The following is a 19692-nucleotide window of genomic DNA, read 5'->3' on the forward strand; positions in this document are numbered from 1 at the left end:
GGAAATGCAGCCCACGAGCGGCCGCAAGCACTCCGGCAACACCGCACTCGAACCACGATGTGGCGGCATCCTGCCGTCCCCTACCTCCCCGGAGCAACCGGATGAACGCGATCGATGACACCCAGGCCAGGCGTTGGCGTCTGATACTCGGCACCGCCGCCGAACAACCCCTCGGCAGCTTGGGTTCCGCGGACGACGAGGCCATGGATCGAGCCTTGGGCGCGGTCTACAACACCGACGACCAGACCTCCGGCAAACGCTCCGCCGGACTCGGCGGCTCCGCGCCGAAGGTGGCCCGCTGGCTCGGCGATATCCGCACCTACTTCCCGTCCACCGTGGTCGAGGTCATGCAGCGCGACGCCGTCGATCGCCTCAACCTCACCCAACTTCTGCTGGAACCGGAACTGCTGGAAGCGGTGGAACCCGATGTGCACCTCGTCGGCACCCTGCTGAGCCTGAATCGGGTCATGCCCGAAACCACCAAGGCGACCGCGCGAATGGTGGTCGAGAAGGTGGTCCGCGAAATCGAAAAGCGCATTGCCGCGCACACCGTCGCCGCGGTCTCCGGCGCGCTGAACCGCGCCGCCCGCGTCACCCGACCTCGGCTGCGCGATATCGACTGGGATCGCACCATCCGCAAGAATCTCGCCAACTACCTTCCGGAACATCGGACCGTCGTGCCCGAACGCCTGGTCGGTTACGGCCGCAAGGCGCAGGCGGTGCGCCGCGATGTCGTCCTCGCCATCGATCAATCCGGCTCGATGGCCGCCAGCGTGGTCTACGCCTCGGTCTTCGGCGCGGTCCTGGCCTCCATGCGCTCGCTGAGAACCTCCCTGGTCGTTTTCGATACCGAGGTCGTCGACCTGACCGAACAACTCGCTGATCCGGTCGAGGTCCTCTTCGGCACGCAGCTCGGCGGTGGGACGGATATCAACCGGGCCATCGCCTACTCCCAATCCCTCGTCACCCGCCCCGCCGACACCCTGTTCGTTCTCATCTCCGATCTCTATGAGGGCGGTATCCGCGAAGAGATGCTGCGCAGAGTGAATGCCATGCGGGAATCCGGCGTCCAGGTGGTCGTCCTGCTCGCCCTCTCCGACGACGGCGCGCCCGCCTTCGACCACGACAACGCCGCCGCGCTCGCCGCGCTCGGCGTACCGGCCTTCGCGTGTAGCCCCGACAAGTTCCCGGACCTGCTCGCCTTGGCCCTGGACCGCGGCGATATCCAAGCCTGGGCCAACCGAAACGCCGGAACCAGCTGAATCAGCGTGTCGCCACCAGCTGCGGCGCGACCGGCCCCATCGCACCCCACGCCGTGGCCGAGGCGGGCACCACCAGCGGATGCAGCAGCGCCGCCAGCCCGAGCAGCATCACCGCGACGATCGCGTCGAGCCAGTAGTGATTGCCGGTGCCGACCACGACAACCGTGGTCAGCACCGGATGCGCCAGCGCCAGCCAGCGCCAGGAACTACGGGTCGCCGCGACCACGGCGAAGGCCAGCAGCAAGGCCCAACCCACGTGGAGCGAGGGCATGGCCGCGAACTGGTTCGAAAGCCCGCCGGAATCCGGTGCGCCGTAGACGGATTGGCCGTGCAGGGCGGCGAGGTCGACGAATCCGGCCTCGGGCAGCATGCGCGGCGGCGCGAGCGGTATCAGCACATGCACCACCAGCGCGGCTCCCGTCAACGCCACCATCAGGTTGCGGGTCCAGCGGTAGTGCTCCGGCCGGAAAGCCCACAGCCACAACAGCACCCCGACCGCCACCGTGAAATGTGCGGTGGCGTAATAGAAATTGGCCGGTACCGCGAGAAAATCCCGATGCAGGAATACCGCCTGCACCGTGGTCTCCTCCGGCAACCCGAGCTTGTCCTCGAAGCCGAGCATGGCCCTGGCATTGTCTAATGCGTGCACGGTGTCGTCGGCGGTGAACATCCGCCCGACCCGATAGGCCAGATAGAGCACGGTGATCAGGGCGAGCTGTCGAACCGCCTCGCCGCCGCGGCCGTGCACCGCCGCCCTCGTCTTCTCGGCGATGCCGCCCAACGCGGGTGAAAAATCCACGTTCGGACCACCGAGACCCACTGCCACCATTGCCAGCGGCCTCCTTACCCATCCAACCCCGGACCGCCATCTGACGTTAAGCGGAGCAACAACCTCCGTTTACCGTAGCATTAGTCGTTAGCCGAACTCAGCACACTGTGACCGGAGAGACACATCGCCGACCGGCCGCTCGACGATCTCGACTAGCTGGAGACGATCCGCATGCTGCACCGTGGTGACGTAGTCGGGGACAGCGGTCAGCTCGCACCGGCACCCTGAACGTGACCCTGGCTTATACCTCACCTGAGTAGCCGACCGGCACGACCTCGGATCGCCGAACCGACCGATACTCCCTGGCCTACAACCAGTTTCGGCTGTTCAGCGGGCCGCGCGCGCCGCGCCGCGCAGACATGACCGCCGTAGAACCATCGGGTGGATCTTCGAATTCAGCTGTGTCGCAGCGGCACTGACCCCCGGCAATCCGAGTGGCTGTCTACCTGCGGGCACATGGCCGCTATCGTCGCGGGTCTGCCCCGTGGCATCGATCTCGGTACCGCACTCGAGCCGGCCCGCACCACACTCGAGCGGCACGATAACCACGACGAGACCTCGGCCGCACTCGCCGCCGCCATCGAACTGGCCGCATGCGGAGGCGGCCGGATGCCCGCACCGGAGGATACGGCGGGCCTCGACTGGACCGGCCCGGAGGTCCTGGCCATCGGAGTATTCGCCACGCTCGCCGCCGAAGAGGTCGGTGGCACACCGGAGCACATCTTCCGCAACGGAATCCCGTTCGCGGTCAACCACTCCGGCGATAGCGATTCCACCCGAGCCATCTGCGGAAGTACCCTCGGAACCCGCGCGGCCGCCGCGGCAGTCCCGCCCAAGCGGCGCACCGCGTTGGATCATCGAACGCTTGGCCATGGACTTCGGCATCGAATTCGGCACCACTGCGCCGAGCGACGCCTCCAGAGCGCCGACGGCGGAGTGGTATGCCCCCGTTATTTCCGTAGATAGACCTACAGATCCGCGATCGCGGCCAGTGGTGGTGTGCGGGCGGCCCTGATGCCCGGCCACAGCGCGGCGAGCACACCGACCACGGCCGAGCTGATCAGCACCAGCACCAGTTGGTTCCACGGGATCGCAATCTCATCGATGCCGAACTCACGCAGGGTCCGCAGGAAGCCGACACCGAGGCCGAGGCCGAGCAGCATCCCGACGATCGCACCGAATACCGCTATCAGCATGGATTCCAGATAGATGGTCCGGCGCACCTGCGACCGTTGCATGCCGACGGCGCGCAACATGCCGATCTCCCGGCGCCGCTCCACCACCGACAGCGCCAGGGTATTGACGATGCCGAGGATGGCGATCACCACCGCGAGCGCGAGCAGTCCGTACAGGATGGCGAGCAGCGTATTGATCTGCTTGCCCTGCGCGCCCTTGAACTCCTCCCGGTCCTGCACCTGGACCACGACGAACTGCTCGGTCGCATTCTCCAGATCGGTACGCATCTGGGTCAGATCCGCACCCGGCTTCGCCTTGACGAACATGAACAGGTTGGTCCGGAAGTTGACCGGCATCACCTCTTCGTACATGACCGGCGACACCACCAGCGGTCCGAGTAGCGGTGTCTTCTTGTAGATGCCGACCACCTCGACCGGAATCTTCTTGAACCCCAGGCTCGTCACACTGACCTGATCGCCGACCTTCCAGCCGCGCTTATCGGCCTCGTCCTGCGACACCATGACATCGTGATCACCCAGCGTGCTGGTGCCCTTGATCATGTCGTAGTTGATGACACTGCCGAGCGAGCCGTCGAATTCGGTGCCGCCGACCTGCTCGTCGCCGATCTTGAACGCGACACCGCGCAAGCCGACCACATCGGCCACTCCGGGCACCGATTTGCGCACGGCATCACCCGCGCCGAGCGGCACACCGATCATCTGCGGTCCGGCCAGCACGTAGTCGGCCTTCACCCCCTTGTCGACGAGCACACTCACACTGGCCTTCGCCGATGCGCCGAGCATGCCGATCGCGGTCACCAGCATCAGACCGAGGGTGAGCGCGAAAGCCGTTGCGGCAGTGCGCCGTGGGTTGCGCGCGGCATTGTTGCGCGACATCCGGCCGATCGAGCCGAACGGCCGCAGCAGCACCCCGAGAGCACCCACCACCGGCCGCGATAACGCGGGCGCGGCGAGCAGTACCGCGAAGATCAGACCGAGGGCGCCGATCCCGACCGTCAAAGCGGCATGGCCACCGGTCCTCTGCGCACCGAGTACCACGAGCACCACACCCGCGACGGCCAGCGCAATACCGAACCCGGTCCGCAACCGCAGCGACTCACCGCTCGAGGCGAACTCCTCGCGCATGGCCTCTACCGGCGGGATCTTGGCGGCGCGACGTGCGGGCGCATAGGCGCTGACGACGGTCACCAACAGCCCGACCAGCAGTCCGACGATCACCGTGCGCGGCAGCACCGTCAGCGATCCGGTCGGCAGGCCGAGATCGAACGCATTGAGCAGTGCCGAAAGCCCGAAGGCCAGACCGACGCCGCCCGCCAGACCGATTGCGCTGCCGATCAATCCGATGACCAGCGCCTCCGCCACCACGGATCGGCCGACCTGTTGTCGGCTCGCACCGACCGCGCGCAACAGCGCCAGCTCACGCAACCGCTGTGCCACGATCATCGAGAAGGTGTTGTAGATGATGAAGGTGCCGACGATCAGCGCGATCGCACCGAAGGCAAGCAGGAAGTAATTGATGAAGTTGAGCGCGTTGGAGACTTCCTTCTTCAGATCGGCGCGCACCTGATCGCCGTTCTGCACCTTGTAATCCACGTAGACGTTCGCGATCCTGTCGCGCAGTTCGTCGCCGGGTGTACCGGCGGCGGCCGCGACATCGACATAGGCGACATGCGAGCCGTCGGTGAACAGCTGGCGCGCCTGCGCATCGTCGAACAGCACACCGATTAAACCGCCGGTGTCCGAGGGGACTTCGTAGATTCCGGTGAGGGTGACGTCGATCGGACTGCCGTGAGAGGGAATCAGCACCTTGGTCTTGTCACCGACATGCAGACCCGCGCGGTCGGCACCGCCGGTATTGAGCGCGATTTCGCCCTCGTGCGCGGGCGGGACGCCCTGAACGAACTTGTCCGGCTCGGCGACCGCCCGGTCCGGCGGAATATAGGACTGACCGAAAGTCGGTGCGCCGCCGGTCTGTACGGCCTTCTTACCGTCCGGATGCAGCAGCACCAGCGGACCGTTCACGCTCGGCGCGACCGCACGCACCCCGTCCATCTTCGAGATCTGATCGACCACGCTGAGCGGAATGCCCTGTGCCTGTTGCTTTTGCGGACTCACCCGCACATCGACGCCCTTGGCCTGATTGGCGAAGATCCCGTCGAAGGTCCGCTGCAGCGTATCGGTGAAGACGAATGAGCCCGCGATGAACGCGGTTCCGAGTACCACCGATAGCAGGGTCAATGCCAAGCGCACCTTGTGCGCGGCGAGATTGCGCAAGACCACCTTGCGCATCGGTTTGCTGCTCACGACCGCACCTCGCTGACGCTCGGCTCCGTCGTGTGCGAAGGCGCGCTGTGTCTTTGGTTCACTCGCTGACGCGCGCTCACTACGCCTGCTCCAGCGACTTCATCTTGTCGAGCACCGATTCGGCGGTCGGATCACGCAACTCGTCGACAATGCGACCGTCCGCGAGGAACACCACCCGGTCGGCATATCCCGCCGCGTGCGGCTCATGGGTGACGATGACGACCGTCTGCCCGAATTCGTCCACCGCCGCGCGCAGGATCGAGAGCACCTCCTCCGAGGCACGCGAGTCCAGATTGCCGGTCGGCTCGTCACCGAAGATGATCTCCGGCTTACCGGCCAGCGCCCGCGCGCACGCCACGCGCTGCTGCTGCCCGCCGGACAGTTCGCTCGGCCGGTGGGTGAGTCGGTCGCCGAGCCCGAGCCGCTTGATGACCGTATCCAGCCAGTCCTGGTCGGGCTTGCGACCCGCGATATCCAGCGGCAGTGTGATGTTCTCCTGCGCGGTCAGCGTCGGCACCAGGTTGAATGCCTGGAAGACGAAGCCGACGCGATCGCGCCGCAGCCGGGTCATCTGCTTATCGGAAAGCCCGGCGAGATCGGTCTCGCCGATCCGCACGGTTCCGGAGCTGGCACTGTCCAGGCCCGCCAGGCAGTGCATCAGGGTCGATTTGCCCGATCCGGAGGGCCCCATGATCGCGGTGAACTCCCCCTTCACGAATTCGGCTGATACCCCATCCAGTGCCCTGACCTGCGTATCTCCGTGGCCGTAGACCTTCACCAGGTCGATGGCGCGAGCCGCCACAGTAGTGGCGGCGGCCGAATTCTCGAGGTCGGCACCTAGGGCGTGCGAAGTCATGCAATCCAGTCTGTCGGGTATCGCGTGCCCGCGCCATCAGGGACCTCCCCCAACTCTCGAGGTCTCAATGAACCCTTAGAACTACTCCGACCGACCCAGACCGAAGAGCGTCGGATCCTGCGCCAGGTCGCGGAAATAGCGCGCCCCGTCCGGCACCAACCGCCGTTCGGTCAGATCGAGCAGACCGCCGACGCCGACGATCTCCGCGGAGACCGTGCCATCCGACTTACGGATCTCCTGCCTGGTCTGGTGGGTCTTGCCGTCCCATACGAAATCGCAAGTGACCGTGACCTCGTCGCCGACGAACAGTTCTTGTTTGAAAGTAAGCGTCGCCTGCAGCGCGATCGGGCCGACCCCGGCGGCCTGCAGCTTCTCCTGGGTCAAGCCGCCCTGTCGCAGACAGGCCCAGCGCGCGCGTTCCGCATACTGCAGATAGACGGCCATATTCATATGCCCGTTGCCATCGATGTCCTCGGGCGAGACCGTAATGGGGAGTGCGAACGCCATGGGCGGATGGTAGCGGCGGGGTCTGACAAGAATCCGCCGCTACCGCACTGAACTCACGCTTTGATGAAGTCGAGGATGTCGGCATTGAGCTGCGCGGCGTGCGAGATCATGATGCCGTGTCCGGTGGCCGGGTACTCCTTGTAGGTACTGCCGGGAATCAGGTCCTCGAGCACCCGCCCGCAGAGGTCGATGGGGGCCGAGGCATCGGCATCTCCGTGGATGACCAGTGTGGGCACGGTGAGTGCGCGCAACTCGTCACGGAAGTCGGCGTTGTAGATCGTGTTCATGACCTCATCCGCCGCCAGCAGTGAGCAGTCCATGCACTTCTGGACCATCCACGCGATCCGCGACGAGGACACCTGGTTGCCGAGATGGGTCGCGAAGAAGGCCTGGGCGTTCTGCTCCATCCAGAGCGGCCGGTCGGCGGCGCGGGCCGCGCCCACCGCATCGAAGACGGCCTTCGGCACGCCGTTCGGATTGTCCTCGGCCTGCGCGAAGTACGGCATGGTCACCGAGACCAGCGCGACCCGGCTGATCCGATCGCTGCCGTAGCGGCTCAGATACCGGACGATCTCACCGCCCGCCATCGAATGCGCGACCACGGTGACCTCGCGCAGATCGAGATGCTCGAGGAATGCGGCCAGATCCGCGGCCAGCGTGTCGTAGTCGTATCCGTGCCCGACCCAGTCGGACTTGCCGTGCCCACGCCGGTCGTAGGACAGGCACCGCAGCCCCTGCTTGGACAGCGGCAACATCTGCAGTTCCCACGAAGTGCTGCTCAACCAGCCACCGGCCAGGAACAGCACCGGCTGTCCGGAACCCCAGTCCTGGTAGTGCAGGATGGTGCCGTCGTGGGAGTCGAAGTAGGGCATCGGTTTCTCCAATCATCAGGTGCCTCACCATCATTGCGGGCGCCGATAATGGAGTCGATTACCTCTTGGGTAAGTTTCCTACCTCAGGATGAGCAGCGCCGATTTCTCGATTCGGTCGGCGATTTCGGAGTACGAGGCATAGCCCATACCCGCACGAACGAGCGCGCCCGCGTAGACGAGTTCCAGGGATTCGACCACGTCCTGGTCGGCGTCGGGGCCGAGGGCGCGCACCAATCGTTTGCGGATTTCCATCCCGATCCGCGCCCGCAGGTGGGCCACATCGGGATCGCGGCCGAGCAGGGCGCTGGTCACCGCACCCGAGAGTTCCTGTTCGTCGGCGACCAGCATGGCGATATTACGGAGTTCGGCGATGACCCGGACGGTGGGATCCGGGTCATCGCTGACCGGAGCCGAACTGGCGAACAGGCGACGCCAGAAGATCTCGGCGACGAGGTGTTCCTTGGAGGAGAAATAGGTATACGCCGTGGCGGTGCCGACGCCGGCCGCCGCGGCGACCATGCGGATGGTCATCCCCGCGAAGCCTTCGCGCGCAAGCACTTCCACCGCGGCCTTGGTCAGCTTGTCGACCGTGTCGGCCTGTTTCTCGGTGAGGCGACGCCGGGTCGCCTCGAGGATGATGGACTCGCCTTCGGACATGTGTCTGGATCCTACTTTGCGGCGGCGCGACCGGCGCGTCGGCCATAGAAACTACCGTCACCGAGGGACGCACCGCTGACATAGCCACCGGCACAGAGCCCGGAGGTGCAGCGACCCGCGGCGAACAGGCCGGGAATCGGTTCGCCGGAGACGTGCAGCACCCGCGAATCCAAATCGGTACGCAATCCGCCGAGGGTGAAACCCGCGGTGAATCCCCGCATGTCGAAGGCCGCGAGCGGGGTGCCGATCGGCTTGACCCACTCCGGCTTCTTGCCGAGCAATGGATCCCGGCCATCGGCGGCGTGCAGGTTGTAGCAGTCGATGGTGCCCTGCAACGCGCGCTCCGGCAGACCCATATCGGATTCCAACTCCGCGACCGTCTCGGCCGCCCAGGTCGGCGGCTGCCGGAAGAACGGTGTGGACGTCACCGTGGCCAGCGCCGCCTCGAGCGACTCCTCATCGATGATCAGGAATGCCTGATTCTCCTGTTGGATCAGCGTCGCCTGCCCGATCCGCCCCGGATAGGTGTCCTCCGGGATATAGCGCTGCCCGCGCCCGTTGACCAGGATGCCGCGCGCCAACAGCTGTGGATCTCCGAAGAAGGCCACCTCGGTGGCGTCCATATGTGCCAGCTCCGCGCCGAGCGCCTGCGCGACCAGGATGCCGATGCCGTCGTGCTCCTCGATGGCCGCGGCGGGCCGCCCGATCAGCCGCGGCGCATAGCCCTCGATCATCTGCTGGTGGTAGGCGAAACTGCCGGTGGCGAGTACGACCCCGCGTTCGGCGCGAATCGCGACCTCCTTGCCGAAGCGCGTCGCGATGACGCCGACCACCCGATCGGTCTCGTCGATCACCAGCCGCCGAATCCTGATGTCGTATTCCACACGGACACCGAGACTTTCGGCGGTGTCGGCGAGCGGCTTCATCAACATGTAGCCACCGCTCCTGGCACCGATCTTCTTATCCGCCATTTGCGGAACATGGCCGCGCGGAGCGGGTTTCGCGATCGCATTGAACGGCGCGGCATTCTCGCCGCCGGAATACATCAGCCCCTCGTCGTGCGGCGGCTCCCAGCCGGGCTCCCCCCAGAACTCCTCCTTGAACGGCACACCGCAGGAAACCAGCCAGTTGTAGTGCTCGACGCTGTTCTGGCAGTAGTCCGCGATCTTGGCCCTATCCTGTCCCGGCCCCAGCGCGGCCTGGAGGAATGTCTCCATATTCTCCGGCGTGTCCTCGAAGCCGAGGGCCTGCTGCAAGGGCGTGCCACCACCCAGGTAGATGAATCCGCCCGCCATGGCCGCCGCACCGCCCCAGCCGCCGGTGCGTTCCAGGATCAGCACCTCGGCACCGGCGCGCGCGGCCTCGATGGCGGCACAGACACCGGCGATGCCGTATCCGGCGACGACGACATCGGCCTCGAAATCCCATGCGGCGATCGCGTCGGCACGCAGCGGCCGAATCTTTGCGGCATCAGACATATTTCGCGTTCCTTACTTACTCGCGTCCTCGGACGACACAGACGATTCGGACTCCCCCACCGGTTCGGACTGCTTGCGTGCCGCCTTTTTCTGTTGGGCGACAATAGTTCCCACCAGGATGTCGAGTTTGGTGCCGTTCGGCCAGCCGACGTAATAGCAGAGGAACAGCGCGATTTCGTGCAGTTGCGCCTCGGTCAACTCCTCGTTGCGCAGGGCGGCGCCGATCTGGATACCCGCCGTATCCATCAGCCCCTGCGCGGCGAGCGCACCGAGCAGGATCAGTCGGCGGTCCCGGATGGTGAGGCCGGGACGCGACCAGATTTCGGCGAAGAGATGGTCGGCCGTCATGGCGAAATGGTCACCCGGATAGTTCTGGAATTCGGTGCCGTAGACCTCGGCCATCTTGGCGAGCCCACGCTGCCGCACGGAATCGGCGGATCCGTTCGCACGCCCACCACCCCCCATCGAATCGCTACGCGATGCTTCACTCATTGGTTTCCCTTTCGCTTGGCACACCGAGCCCAGGCCCGAGGCGGTCGAGAGCCAATTCCGCCAGCGGCAGTTCGACGCCCAGTCGCGCGCCGAGATCCAGTGCCAGGCTCAGATCCTTTTCGCCGAGATCACGCACGTGGCTCAGGATCGGCAACCAGAAATCATTCGGTTCGATCGGTGCCGTGCGGTCGCGCAGCATGATGGCGCCGGGGCCACCGGTGACCGCGTCCGAGTGCCGGACGACATTGCCCAGCACGGTGATATCCAGATCCGCGGCCTCGGCCAGTCGCTGCGCCTCGGTGGCGGCGGTGAACGCGATGAAGTGCAAGAGGTTGCGCGCCAACTTCATTCGGGTACCCGCGCCGACCGGTCCGGCGTGCACGACCAGATCGGCGAAGCAGCCGAAGGGGCCGCGCACCCGCTCGAATGCCGTAGCACTGCCGCCGACCATGACCGCGAGCTTGCCGCGCGTGGCGCCCACCGCACCACCGCTGATCGGCGCGTCCACCAATTCGACACCGTGCTCGGCACATTCGCCCGCCAGCGCTTCGGCGGTCCGGTCGCTGATGGTGGAGTGCACCGCGATAACGGTTCCCGCAGCGGCCGTCCGCAACAGCCCGTCCGGTCCGGTGACCACGGCCCGCACCTGCTCGTCGTCCAGCACGGTCACCGAAACGACAGCCGCCTTCTCGGCGACCTCCGCGGCCGAAACCGCCGATGCCGCACCGGCTTCGGTCAACGGCGCGACCGCGTCGGGACGCATATCGCAGACGGTGAGTCCGCCGGGCCAGGACAGCAGGCGCTTGGCCATCGGTGCGCCCATATTGCCCAAACCGATGAACCCGACGGGCAATTCGCCGGTTGTGCCGATCGTTGGCTCACTCATGATCGGAACACTTGTCCACCGTCGACATTGAAGATCTGCCCGGTGACCCAGCTCGCCTCGTCCGAGAGCAGATACAGGCAGGCACCGACCAGATCATCCGGTGTACCCATACGCTTGAGCGGCAGCCGTTTCACCATATCGTCGACAATGACACTGGGTGTCACGTTTTTGGTGGCTTCGGTATCGATGGGTCCGGGCGCGATGGCATTGATGCGGATCTTGGAACCGCCGAGTTCGAAGGCGAGTTGCTGGGTCAGGCCGTTGATGCCGACCTTGGCCAGGCCGTAGAAGCTGGAGTATGTCCATGCGGCGGTGGAGGACTGGTTGACGATCGATCCGCCGCCCGCCTCGACCATGTGCTGCCACACCGCGCGGGTCATATTCAGCGCGCCGTCCATATTCACGCTCATGAATTTCTTGTAGTAATCCCAAGGCACGCTGAGCAGCAGGTTGAGTTTCATCTCGCCGTAGATTGCGGCATTGTTCACCAGATGATCGATCCCACCGAATTCGCGGACGGTCAATTCGGCGAGTGCGGTGGCCGACTCCGGATCGGCCACATCGACCTCGCCGAAGACGGCGCTGCCGCCGCCCGCGGTGATCTCGGCCGCGACGGCCTTGCCGAGTTCGGCATTCAGGTCCGCGACAACGACATTGGCGCCTTCGCGCGCCAGCGCTTTGGCGTAGGTCGCGCCGATGCCTTGGGCGGCGCCGGTGACAATGGCGGTCTTGCCCGGGAATCGAGTCATGAAATCAGCTCCTCTGATCTTTTCGAGCGACCCGCCAGCGATCGCTGCGGGCCTCCGTTGTGGTCTATCCGGCGGTCGCGACGAGCTTGGTTTCCAGGTACTCCTCGAATCCGGCGACGCCCATTTCCCGGCCGATGCCGGATTGTTTATAGCCGCCGAACGGTGCGTCGGCCGAGTACCAGATGCCACCGTTGACGCCGATCGTGCCGGTGCGAACGCCATTGGTGACGTGGCGAATTCGGTCCGGGTCGGTACCCCATACCGAGCCGGAGAGTCCGTACGGTGAGTCGTTGGCGATCCGGATCGCATCATCGTCGCCGTCGTGCGGAATCACCACGAGCACGGGTCCGAAGATTTCCTCGCGGGCGACCGTCGCGGTATTGGGCACGTCCGCGATCAAGGTCGGTTCGATGAAGTACCCGCGCTCGCGGTCCGCCGGTCGGCCGCCGCCGACCACGATCCGGCCGCCCTCGGCACGCGCGATCTCCAGATACCGCTCCACCCTGGCCCGCTGGCGTTCGGAGATCAGTGGCCCGCAGACGGTGCGCGCATCGGTCGGATCGCCCGGCACAATGCCCGACAGGGTGGCCGCCGCGGCCTGGATCGCTTCGTCGTATACCGCGCGCGGTACCAACAGTCGGGTCGTGAGGGCACAGCCCTGCCCCGCGTGCACGGCCACCGAAAACGCCGCCACCGAACAGGCCCCCGCGATATTCGCGTCGTCGAGCACGATGAATGCCGATTTGCCGCCGAGTTCGAGGAAGGTCTTCTTCAAAGTCGTTGCCGCGCCGGTCATTACCGATCTGCCGGTCTGTGTTGAACCGGTGAAGCTGATCATATCGACCCGGGGATCGGTGGTGAGCTGCGCGCCGAGGCCGTGATCGGCGGAGGTCACGATATTGACGACGCCGGCGGGAATATCGGTCTGCTCGGCAATGATCGCGCCGACGGCCGCCGCGCACCACGGGGTATCCGGCGCCGGTTTGAGTACCACCGTATTTCCGGCCGCGAGCGCAGGACCCAGCTTGGCGAAATTGATCTGGTGTGGGAAGTTCCACGGCGTAATGGCCCCCACCACGCCGATCGCCTCACGCCGCAGTACCCGATGGCTCGCAATGCCCATGGGCGTCGCGGTGCCGAGATCGGTTTCCCAGCTGTAGGTTTCGGCCAGCGATGCCGAGTACGAAAGATCCGCGACCGGGCCTTCCAATTGCGGCCCTCTGGTCAGCATGGTCGGCGCGCCCGCCTCGGCGACGGTGATCGCGCGGAGTTCATCGAGATCGGCCTGCAATGCGGCGCGCAGCTGTTCGAGGCAGCGGGCGCGGAAGGCGTGATCGCGCGACCAGTCGGTGTCGTCGAATGCGGTGCGCGCCGCCGCGATGGCCGCGTCCATATCCGCGCCGTTCGCATTCGCGGCCTGACCGATGACCGCCTCGGTCGCCGGGTTGACCGTCGCGAAGACGCCGTCGCCGCCGGTGACCAGTTTGCCGCCGATCAGCAGGCGCGAACTGTCGGCGGACAGGATGCCGTGCCCGACCGTCGCCCGATCACCACCGCTCGTCGAATCGCTGCGCGATGCCGCGTTCATACATTCTCCGATGTTGTCTGGACAGGTGTATGGAATATAGTCTCGGCGTGCGATACGGCGCAAGAACTCGTTTCAGAACGACGCTTCCGAACCGCCGCGATCGCCCGCAATGAGAGCTACCTGCCACTAGACGGCGCAAGCCGCGAGCCATGGCCAGGGGCACCATATTTTTCAGGAAAAACTCTGTCGTTTCCGACACGACGATGGTACCGTCCAGACACATGTCCAGCTATGTGTCTCTCATCGATGGTGCAACACCGGTCGTCGATAAGAACTGGTTCTCGAATACCGGGTTATCGCAATGACGGCCGCCTCACTGGAGCCCCTGACCTTCGACCCCTACGACTACGCGTTCCACGAGGACCCGTACCCCACCTACGAGCGGCTGCGCACCGAGGCGCCGCTCTACCACAACGCGGATTTAGATTTCTGGGCATTGTCCCGGCACGCGGATGTGACCGCGGCCTTCCGCGACAGTGTCCGTCTGTCCAGCGCCAACGGGGTCTCGCTGGACCCGGCGGCATGGGGACCGCACGCCAGCCGGGTGATGTCGTTCCTGGCCATGGACGATCCGCGGCATATGCGCATGCGCCGACTCGTCTACAAGGGCTTCACACCCAAGCGGGTGGCCGAGATGGAAGCCCGGATCAGGGAGCTGACGCTCTCCTACCTCGAACCGGCACTCGCGAACGGTGAGTTCGACTGGATCGATGAGGTCGCGGGCAAACTCCCGATGGATGTCATCTCCGAACTGATGGGTGTGCCCGAGGCCGACCGCGCGGAGATCCGCAGACTGGCCGATCTGGTGGTACACCGCGAGGACGGCGTCCTGGATGTCCCGATGGCCGCGGCGCAGGCATCGATCAAGCTCATCACCTATTACGCCGATTTGGTCGCCGCGCGAAGGCGTTCCCCGACAGCGGATCTCACCTCGGCGCTGCTGGACGCCGAAATCGACGGCGACACCCTGTCCGACGAGGAGATCATCGGCTTCATGTTCCTGATGGTGGTGGCCGGCAACGAGACCACCACCAAACTGCTCGGCAACGCGCTGTATTGGAGTGCGCGCAATCCGAGCGAATACGCCAAGGTCGTCGCGGAACCCGAGCTGGTCACCGATTGGGTCGAGGAGACCCTGCGCTACGACACCTCCAGCCAGCTGGTCGCGCGCTGTGCTGCGGTGGATATCGACCAGCACGGCCGCACTATCCCGAAGGGTTCGAAGGTGCTGCTGCTGATCGGTTCGGCCAATCGGGATCCGGAGGTCTTCGCCGACGGCGACAGCTACCGCATCGGCCGCACCGATAAGGCCGGACTCGCCAGTTTCGGTGCGGGCGTGCATTTCTGCCTCGGCGCGCACCTCGCCCGCCTCGAGGCGGGCGTCGCCCTGCGCGAATTCACCGCGCGCGTGCGCTCTTACGACGTCGTCGACGCCGGAATCAAGCGCGTGCACTCGACCAATGTCCGCGGGTTCGCGAACCTGCCCATCATCGTGGAGGCGAAATAGTGCCACGGTTCGAACCGAATCCGGTGCGCCGACCGGCGATCGTGGCCGGAGCATCCTCTGGTATCGGCGCCGCGACGGCCGAGGCGCTCGCCGAACTCGGGCACCCCGTCGCGGTCGGGGCACGCCGGGTCGATCAGTGCGAAGCGCTGGCGGCCAAGATCCGTGCCAATGGCGGCGAAGCCTTCGCCCACCAGCTCGACGTCACCGACGCGGCATCCATCGACGATTTCGTCGTCGCGGCCGAAGATACCCTCGGTCCCACCGAAATCCTGGTCTCCGGCGCAGGCGATATCGAATTCTCGCTGGTACACGAGATGACACCGGAGCGGTTCCTGCAGCAGGTGCAGGTGCATCTGGTCGGCGCGCACCGGCTGGTGCACCGGGTGCTGCCGGGCATGATCCGAAGGCAGCGTGGCGATTTCGTCTTGATCAGCTCCGACTGCGCCGAGGAACCACGCCCGCGCACCGGCGCCTACAGCGCGGCCAAGGCCGGGCTCGAGGCAATGGTGCAACAGATGCGAATGGAACTGGAGGGCAGCGGAGTTCGCGCCTCGCTGGTGCGGCCGGGTCCGACGCTGACCGGCATGGGCATGAACTCCACGCCCGAGGTGGTCGGGCCGATGTTGGAGGACTGGAAGACCTGGGGCTTCGCCCGCCACCCGTACATGCTGCGGGCCAGCGATCTGGCCGCCGCGGTTATCGCCGTGGTCTCCGCGCCGCGCGGCGCGCATCTCGTGCTGGTCGAGGTCCAGCCCGAGGCCCCGCTGCGCCCGTTACCGAATGCCTAGGACAGGAGCCGACCGTGAGGATCATCGCCGATCTTGATCTGTGTCAGGGGCACGCCGTCTGTCAGGACGAAGCGCCCTCGGCCTTCACCGTGCCCAAGCGCGGCAAGGTCGAAATCCTGGACCCGACACCGGGTCCCGAAGCCCGCGCCGATATCGAACGCGCGGTGCGCTACTGCCCCACCCAAGCGCTGTCGATCCGCGCGGACGAACCTGCGAAAGGAATACGGTAATGCCAGATTTCGACCGCGCCGAACTCGACGAGATGGTCCGGCGCTGGGTTCTGGAGAACCAGCGCTGCGAGGAGAAGGGCGATTGGAAACCGCTCGCCGAGATGTACACCGAGGATGCCACCTACGGCTGGAATTACGGCCCGACCCAGGAATTCATGGCGGTCGGGCGGGCCGAGATCCGAGAGCTCGCACTCGGTCAGGAGATGGCGGGGCTGGAGGGCTGGTCCTATCCGTACCAACAGTTCGTCATCGATGAGCGCAGCGGCGATGTCATCGGCTTCTGGAAGCAGGTCAGCGATAACAAGCGGCCCGACGGCCGCAACTACAGTCCGGAGGGCATCGGCGGCAGCTGGTTCCGCTACGGCGGCAACTACCAATGGTCCTGGCAGCGTGACTTTTTCGACTTCGGCAATGTCTCGCAGTTGTTCGTGGAAATGATCCAGAACAATGCGTTGACGGCGGGCATGCAGAAGCGCATTCAACGGTCGGTCTCCGGAAAGTCACTGCCGGGTTGGTATCGGATCGGCGAAGCACCGGTTCCACTGTGGTGATCTCGAACTTCGATCGGTTGTCGCGGGCCCAGCTGGCGACGCTGGTGCCCGAACTGCTGCTGTGCGGTCATCTGATCGACCGGTCCGGAATGGCGCACTCCATCGGGGCATTCGGCCGCGAGGGCATGACGGCGATCGCTATCGAAGAGTGGCAGCTGGCCAGTCCGGTCTATACCCGCCGCATGCGCCACGCGCTCGATATCGACGGCGATGACGTGGCGACGATCTTCAAGGGTCTGCAACTCGATATCGGTGCGCCCCCGCAGTTCATGGACTTCCGGTTCCGCGTCGACGATCGTGATCACGGTGAGTTCTGGCTGGACCACTGTGGCGCATTGGCGGATGTGGAGCCGCTCGGCGAGGAGTTCGTGGTGGCCATGTGCCACGACATCGAGGATCCGACCTTCGACGCGACCGCCCTCGCCACCAATCCGCATGCCCAGGTCCGGCCGATCCATCGGCCGCCGCGTCATCCGGCGGACCGAAAGCCGGTCTGCGCGTGGACCGTCATCATCGACCCGGCGCACATCCCGCCGCCCACTCCGCCGAACGCCGCGACGGTGGCCGACTCCCGAGCCGCGCTACTGGAATTGACCCCGATCGACAAGGACGATCCGGGCCGAAGCGACTACGCGGGCCCGCTGCTCAGCGATCTGCGCTTCACCGACTTCTCCAAATCGGCGCTGATGCGCATTGCCGATGAGGTCTGCCTACAACAACATCTACTCACCATCGGCTTCATGACCGCCGTGCGCGCCCGATCCGCCGCCACCGCAACGGATATCGGCCGCAAACAATTCACCGGCATCGCCGGACTCACCTCCGAGCGGATTCGCGCCGCGCTGGAACTAGATGACGATCCCGCCGCCCTGGCCGAGGTACTGCAGCTGCATCCAGCATGGAATCCGTTGCTGTACACCGGCATCGAGGTGTCCGCCACCGACGATGCGGTGCGACTGCGGGTGCCGCGGCACAGTGACGCCGAGACCGACCGCACTTGGCCGTCGATGATCGATCCCGACCATCTCGCCCCGTTGGAAGCCATGGTGCGCGGCGTGAATCCGCGGTTCGAGGTGCGCTCGGCCAGCTCCGACGAGCACGGCTGGACCGCCGAAATAGCGCTCGCCGCCACCCCGTTCAAGGAGGCGATCGAGGTGGCCATCACTCGGATAAGCACCGGTGCCGCCTTCACCTTCACCGACCGCGGCATTCCGCTGCCGCTCACCGTCATTCGCTGAGAGTGAATTGCCATGTCCCACAATTTCGCCGACCTCTTCGAGCATGCGGTCGACGCGATGCCACAGCGCACCGCGCTGATCGAGGGCGATCTCGCACTCACCTTCGCCGAACTCGACGCCCGCGCGAATCGCCTGGCCGATTATCTCGGCTCGATCGACGTCGGCCCCGGTACGCACGTGGGTTTTCAGATGCACAACGGCATCGAGACCATGACCACCCTGATCGCCTGTTTCAAGGCGCGCGCCGTCCCGATCAATATCAACTACCGCTACGGGGTCGAAGAGCTCGGCTACCTCTACGACAATGCCGACCTGGAAGTGCTGGTGTGCCATGAGAAATACGTGGATGCGGCGCTGGAAGCACTGACCGATGCACCGTCGGTCCACCTGCTGATCGTCGACGACCGGTCACCCACCCCCATTCCCACCGACACCACGACCCCGGCAGAGCTGTCCGCATCGTACGAGCAGGCCCTGCTCTCGGGCTCGCCTATCCGACGCGCCGTCGAACGCACCCCCGACGACCTGTTCATGATGTACACCGGCGGCACCACCGGCCGCCCCAAGGGCGTCATGTGGCGGCAAGAGGATATGTGGCGCGTCCTCGGCGGCGGCATCGACTTCTATACGAACGAACCGGTTGCCGACGAATATCAACAGTCCCGTGTCGGCGCGCAGGGTGAACCGGGCACCTGGTTCATCCTCCCGCCGCTCATCCATGCCGCCGCGATGATGCCGTCCTTCACCGCTCTGTGGTCCGGCAATGCCGTGATCTTCGAGCCCAGGTTCGATGCGCAGCGGGTGTGGCAGGTGGTCGAACAGCGTCGCCCGCAGATCATGGTGATCACCGGCGACGCCATGGCGCGTCCGCTGATCGATGCCTACCGCGCCGCCCCGGTGGACGCATCCTCGCTGGTCGCTATCGGTTCGGGCGCCGCGCTGCTGTCGCAACCCGTGAAAAATGCGTTGCTGGAACTATTTCCGTCGACAGTGGTCACCGATTCCATCGGCTCCTCCGAAACCGGTTTCGGCGGTATCGGTTTCGCGCAGAAGGACGACAATCCCGGCCGTGGTCCGCGGGTGCAGAGCGGGCGCGGCGCAATCGTGGTCGATGATGCGGGACGGCAGGTCGAACCCGGCGCCGAGGGCTGGCTCGCCAAGACGGGCTCGGTGCCGATCGGCTATTACAAGGACCCGGAAAAGACCGAGCGGCTGTTCAAGACGGTCGACGGTGCCCGCATCGTGGTGACCGACGATCGCGCCAGGGTCGAGCCGGACGGCACGGTGACCCTGATCGGCCGCGGCAATATGGTCGTCAATACCGGCGGTGAGAAGGTCTTCGTCGAAGAGGTCGAGAGCGTGGTGAAGGCCCACGAGGCCATCTACGACGCGGTGGTGATCGGGGTCCCGCACGAGCGCTGGGGGCAACAGGTGGCGGCGGTGGTATCCGTCGTGGGTGCCGGACCGGTGGATTTCGCCGCGCTGGAGCGTCATGTGCGCAAACATCTCGCGGGGTACAAGGTGCCGAAGCAGATCTGGGTCGCCGAGGTCGTCACGCGTGCCCCGAGCGGTAAACCCGATTACCGCTGGGCGCGAGAGTTCGCGGCGGGTCGCGCACCGGATCATCAGGCGGATTGAGCAGGTCTGGACATGCATTCGACCAGGTCATCCCCATCAAGCCCCTGACAGCCATGATGAGAAC

At 65.5% G+C, this 19692-nt stretch carries 19 protein-coding genes; 8 read left to right on the forward strand and 11 right to left on the reverse strand.

Features of this window, described 5'->3' with window-relative positions; genetic code table 11:
* Nucleotides 1-101 precede the first annotated feature (101 nt).
* Nucleotides 102-1262: a VWA domain-containing protein gene (locus AB0L58_RS08835; protein WP_364383451.1), complete on the forward strand. Its 1161-nt coding sequence runs from the start codon at nucleotides 102-104 to the stop codon at nucleotides 1260-1262.
* Nucleotide 1263: 1 nt separating this feature from the next.
* On the opposite strand, the gene AB0L58_RS08840 is transcribed toward AB0L58_RS08835, so the two are convergent.
* On the reverse strand, nucleotides 1264-2091 hold the full coding sequence (locus tag AB0L58_RS08840) for a phosphatase PAP2 family protein (RefSeq protein ID WP_364383454.1): 828 nt from the start codon (nucleotides 2089-2091) through the stop codon (nucleotides 1264-1266).
* A gap of 381 nt (nucleotides 2092-2472) precedes the next feature.
* On the opposite strand from AB0L58_RS08840, the gene AB0L58_RS08845 reads away from it, so the two are divergent.
* On the forward strand, nucleotides 2473-3057 hold the full coding sequence (locus AB0L58_RS08845; protein ID WP_364383457.1) for an ADP-ribosylglycohydrolase family protein: 585 nt from the start codon (nucleotides 2473-2475) through the stop codon (nucleotides 3055-3057).
* A gap of 2 nt (nucleotides 3058-3059) precedes the next feature.
* Here AB0L58_RS08845 and AB0L58_RS08850 read toward each other — a convergent pair whose 3' ends face one another.
* The 10 genes from AB0L58_RS08850 to AB0L58_RS08895 all read right to left on the reverse strand — a co-directional run bounded on the left by AB0L58_RS08850 (nucleotide 3060) and on the right by AB0L58_RS08895 (nucleotide 13676).
* Nucleotides 3060-5576: an FtsX-like permease family protein gene (locus AB0L58_RS08850; protein WP_364384496.1), complete on the reverse strand. Its 2517-nt coding sequence runs from the start codon at nucleotides 5574-5576 to the stop codon at nucleotides 3060-3062.
* Between the two features lie 94 nt (nucleotides 5577-5670).
* Nucleotides 5671-6447 (reverse strand): ABC transporter ATP-binding protein, encoded by a 777-nt coding sequence (locus AB0L58_RS08855; protein WP_364383460.1) that lies wholly within the window; start codon nucleotides 6445-6447, stop codon nucleotides 5671-5673.
* Between the two features lie 81 nt (nucleotides 6448-6528).
* A complete protein-coding gene (locus tag AB0L58_RS08860) occupies nucleotides 6529-6954 on the reverse strand; it encodes an acyl-CoA thioesterase (protein WP_364383462.1) in 426 nt (141 codons plus the stop codon).
* A 53-nt stretch (nucleotides 6955-7007) separates the two neighbouring features.
* Nucleotides 7008-7826 carry an alpha/beta hydrolase gene (locus AB0L58_RS08865; protein ID WP_364383465.1) on the reverse strand — a complete coding sequence of 273 codons (819 nt, stop codon included), beginning with the start codon at nucleotides 7824-7826 and terminating at the stop codon, nucleotides 7008-7010.
* A gap of 78 nt (nucleotides 7827-7904) precedes the next feature.
* Complete coding sequence (locus tag AB0L58_RS08870) at nucleotides 7905-8483, reverse strand: TetR family transcriptional regulator (protein ID WP_364383468.1); 579 nt, start codon at nucleotides 8481-8483, stop codon at nucleotides 7905-7907.
* 11 nt (nucleotides 8484-8494) lie between these two features.
* Nucleotides 8495-9961: an FAD-dependent oxidoreductase gene (locus AB0L58_RS08875; protein ID WP_364383471.1), complete on the reverse strand. Its 1467-nt coding sequence runs from the start codon at nucleotides 9959-9961 to the stop codon at nucleotides 8495-8497.
* Between the two features lie 12 nt (nucleotides 9962-9973).
* Nucleotides 9974-10426, reverse strand: a complete 453-nt coding sequence (locus AB0L58_RS08880) for a carboxymuconolactone decarboxylase family protein (RefSeq protein WP_364384499.1) — start codon at nucleotides 10424-10426, stop codon at nucleotides 9974-9976.
* A 19-nt stretch (nucleotides 10427-10445) separates the two neighbouring features.
* Complete coding sequence (locus AB0L58_RS08885; protein WP_364384503.1) at nucleotides 10446-11324, reverse strand: NAD(P)-dependent oxidoreductase; 879 nt, start codon at nucleotides 11322-11324, stop codon at nucleotides 10446-10448.
* A gap of 11 nt (nucleotides 11325-11335) precedes the next feature.
* On the reverse strand, nucleotides 11336-12088 hold the full coding sequence (locus AB0L58_RS08890; RefSeq protein WP_364383473.1) for an SDR family oxidoreductase: 753 nt from the start codon (nucleotides 12086-12088) through the stop codon (nucleotides 11336-11338).
* 64 nt (nucleotides 12089-12152) lie between these two features.
* Nucleotides 12153-13676: an aldehyde dehydrogenase gene (locus AB0L58_RS08895; protein WP_364383476.1), complete on the reverse strand. Its 1524-nt coding sequence runs from the start codon at nucleotides 13674-13676 to the stop codon at nucleotides 12153-12155.
* A 301-nt stretch (nucleotides 13677-13977) separates the two neighbouring features.
* Between AB0L58_RS08895 and AB0L58_RS08900 the strand changes: the two genes are divergently transcribed.
* Genes AB0L58_RS08900 through AB0L58_RS08925 form a run of 6 tightly spaced genes read left to right on the forward strand, consistent with a single transcriptional unit; the run spans nucleotide 13978 to nucleotide 19628 of the window.
* A complete protein-coding gene (locus AB0L58_RS08900) occupies nucleotides 13978-15183 on the forward strand; it encodes a cytochrome P450 (protein ID WP_364383479.1) in 1206 nt (401 codons plus the stop codon).
* The gene (locus AB0L58_RS08905; RefSeq protein WP_364383482.1) at nucleotides 15183-15971 is read left to right on the forward strand and encodes an SDR family oxidoreductase; all 789 of its coding nucleotides are present in this window, start codon (nucleotides 15183-15185) and stop codon (nucleotides 15969-15971) included. The genes AB0L58_RS08900 and AB0L58_RS08905 overlap by 1 nt, the downstream gene beginning before the upstream one ends.
* Before the next feature lie 14 nt (nucleotides 15972-15985).
* Nucleotides 15986-16201: a ferredoxin gene (locus AB0L58_RS08910; protein WP_364383484.1), complete on the forward strand. Its 216-nt coding sequence runs from the start codon at nucleotides 15986-15988 to the stop codon at nucleotides 16199-16201.
* A complete protein-coding gene (locus tag AB0L58_RS08915; protein ID WP_364383487.1) occupies nucleotides 16201-16752 on the forward strand; it encodes a nuclear transport factor 2 family protein in 552 nt (183 codons plus the stop codon). Before AB0L58_RS08910 ends, AB0L58_RS08915 begins: the two co-directional genes overlap by 1 nt.
* Entirely contained in the window at nucleotides 16746-17990 is a 1245-nt protein-coding gene (locus tag AB0L58_RS08920; protein ID WP_364383490.1) for a hypothetical protein, read from the forward strand. The genes AB0L58_RS08915 and AB0L58_RS08920 overlap by 7 nt, the downstream gene beginning before the upstream one ends.
* Nucleotides 17991-18002: 12 nt before the next feature.
* Nucleotides 18003-19628, forward strand: coding sequence for an acyl-CoA synthetase (locus AB0L58_RS08925; RefSeq protein ID WP_364383493.1), 1626 nt, complete (start codon nucleotides 18003-18005; stop codon nucleotides 19626-19628).
* Nucleotides 19629-19692: the final 64 nt, after the last annotated feature.

Source organism: Nocardia sp. NPDC052112 (genome assembly GCF_040680135.1).
Classification (GTDB): domain Bacteria; phylum Actinomycetota; class Actinomycetes; order Mycobacteriales; family Mycobacteriaceae; genus Nocardia.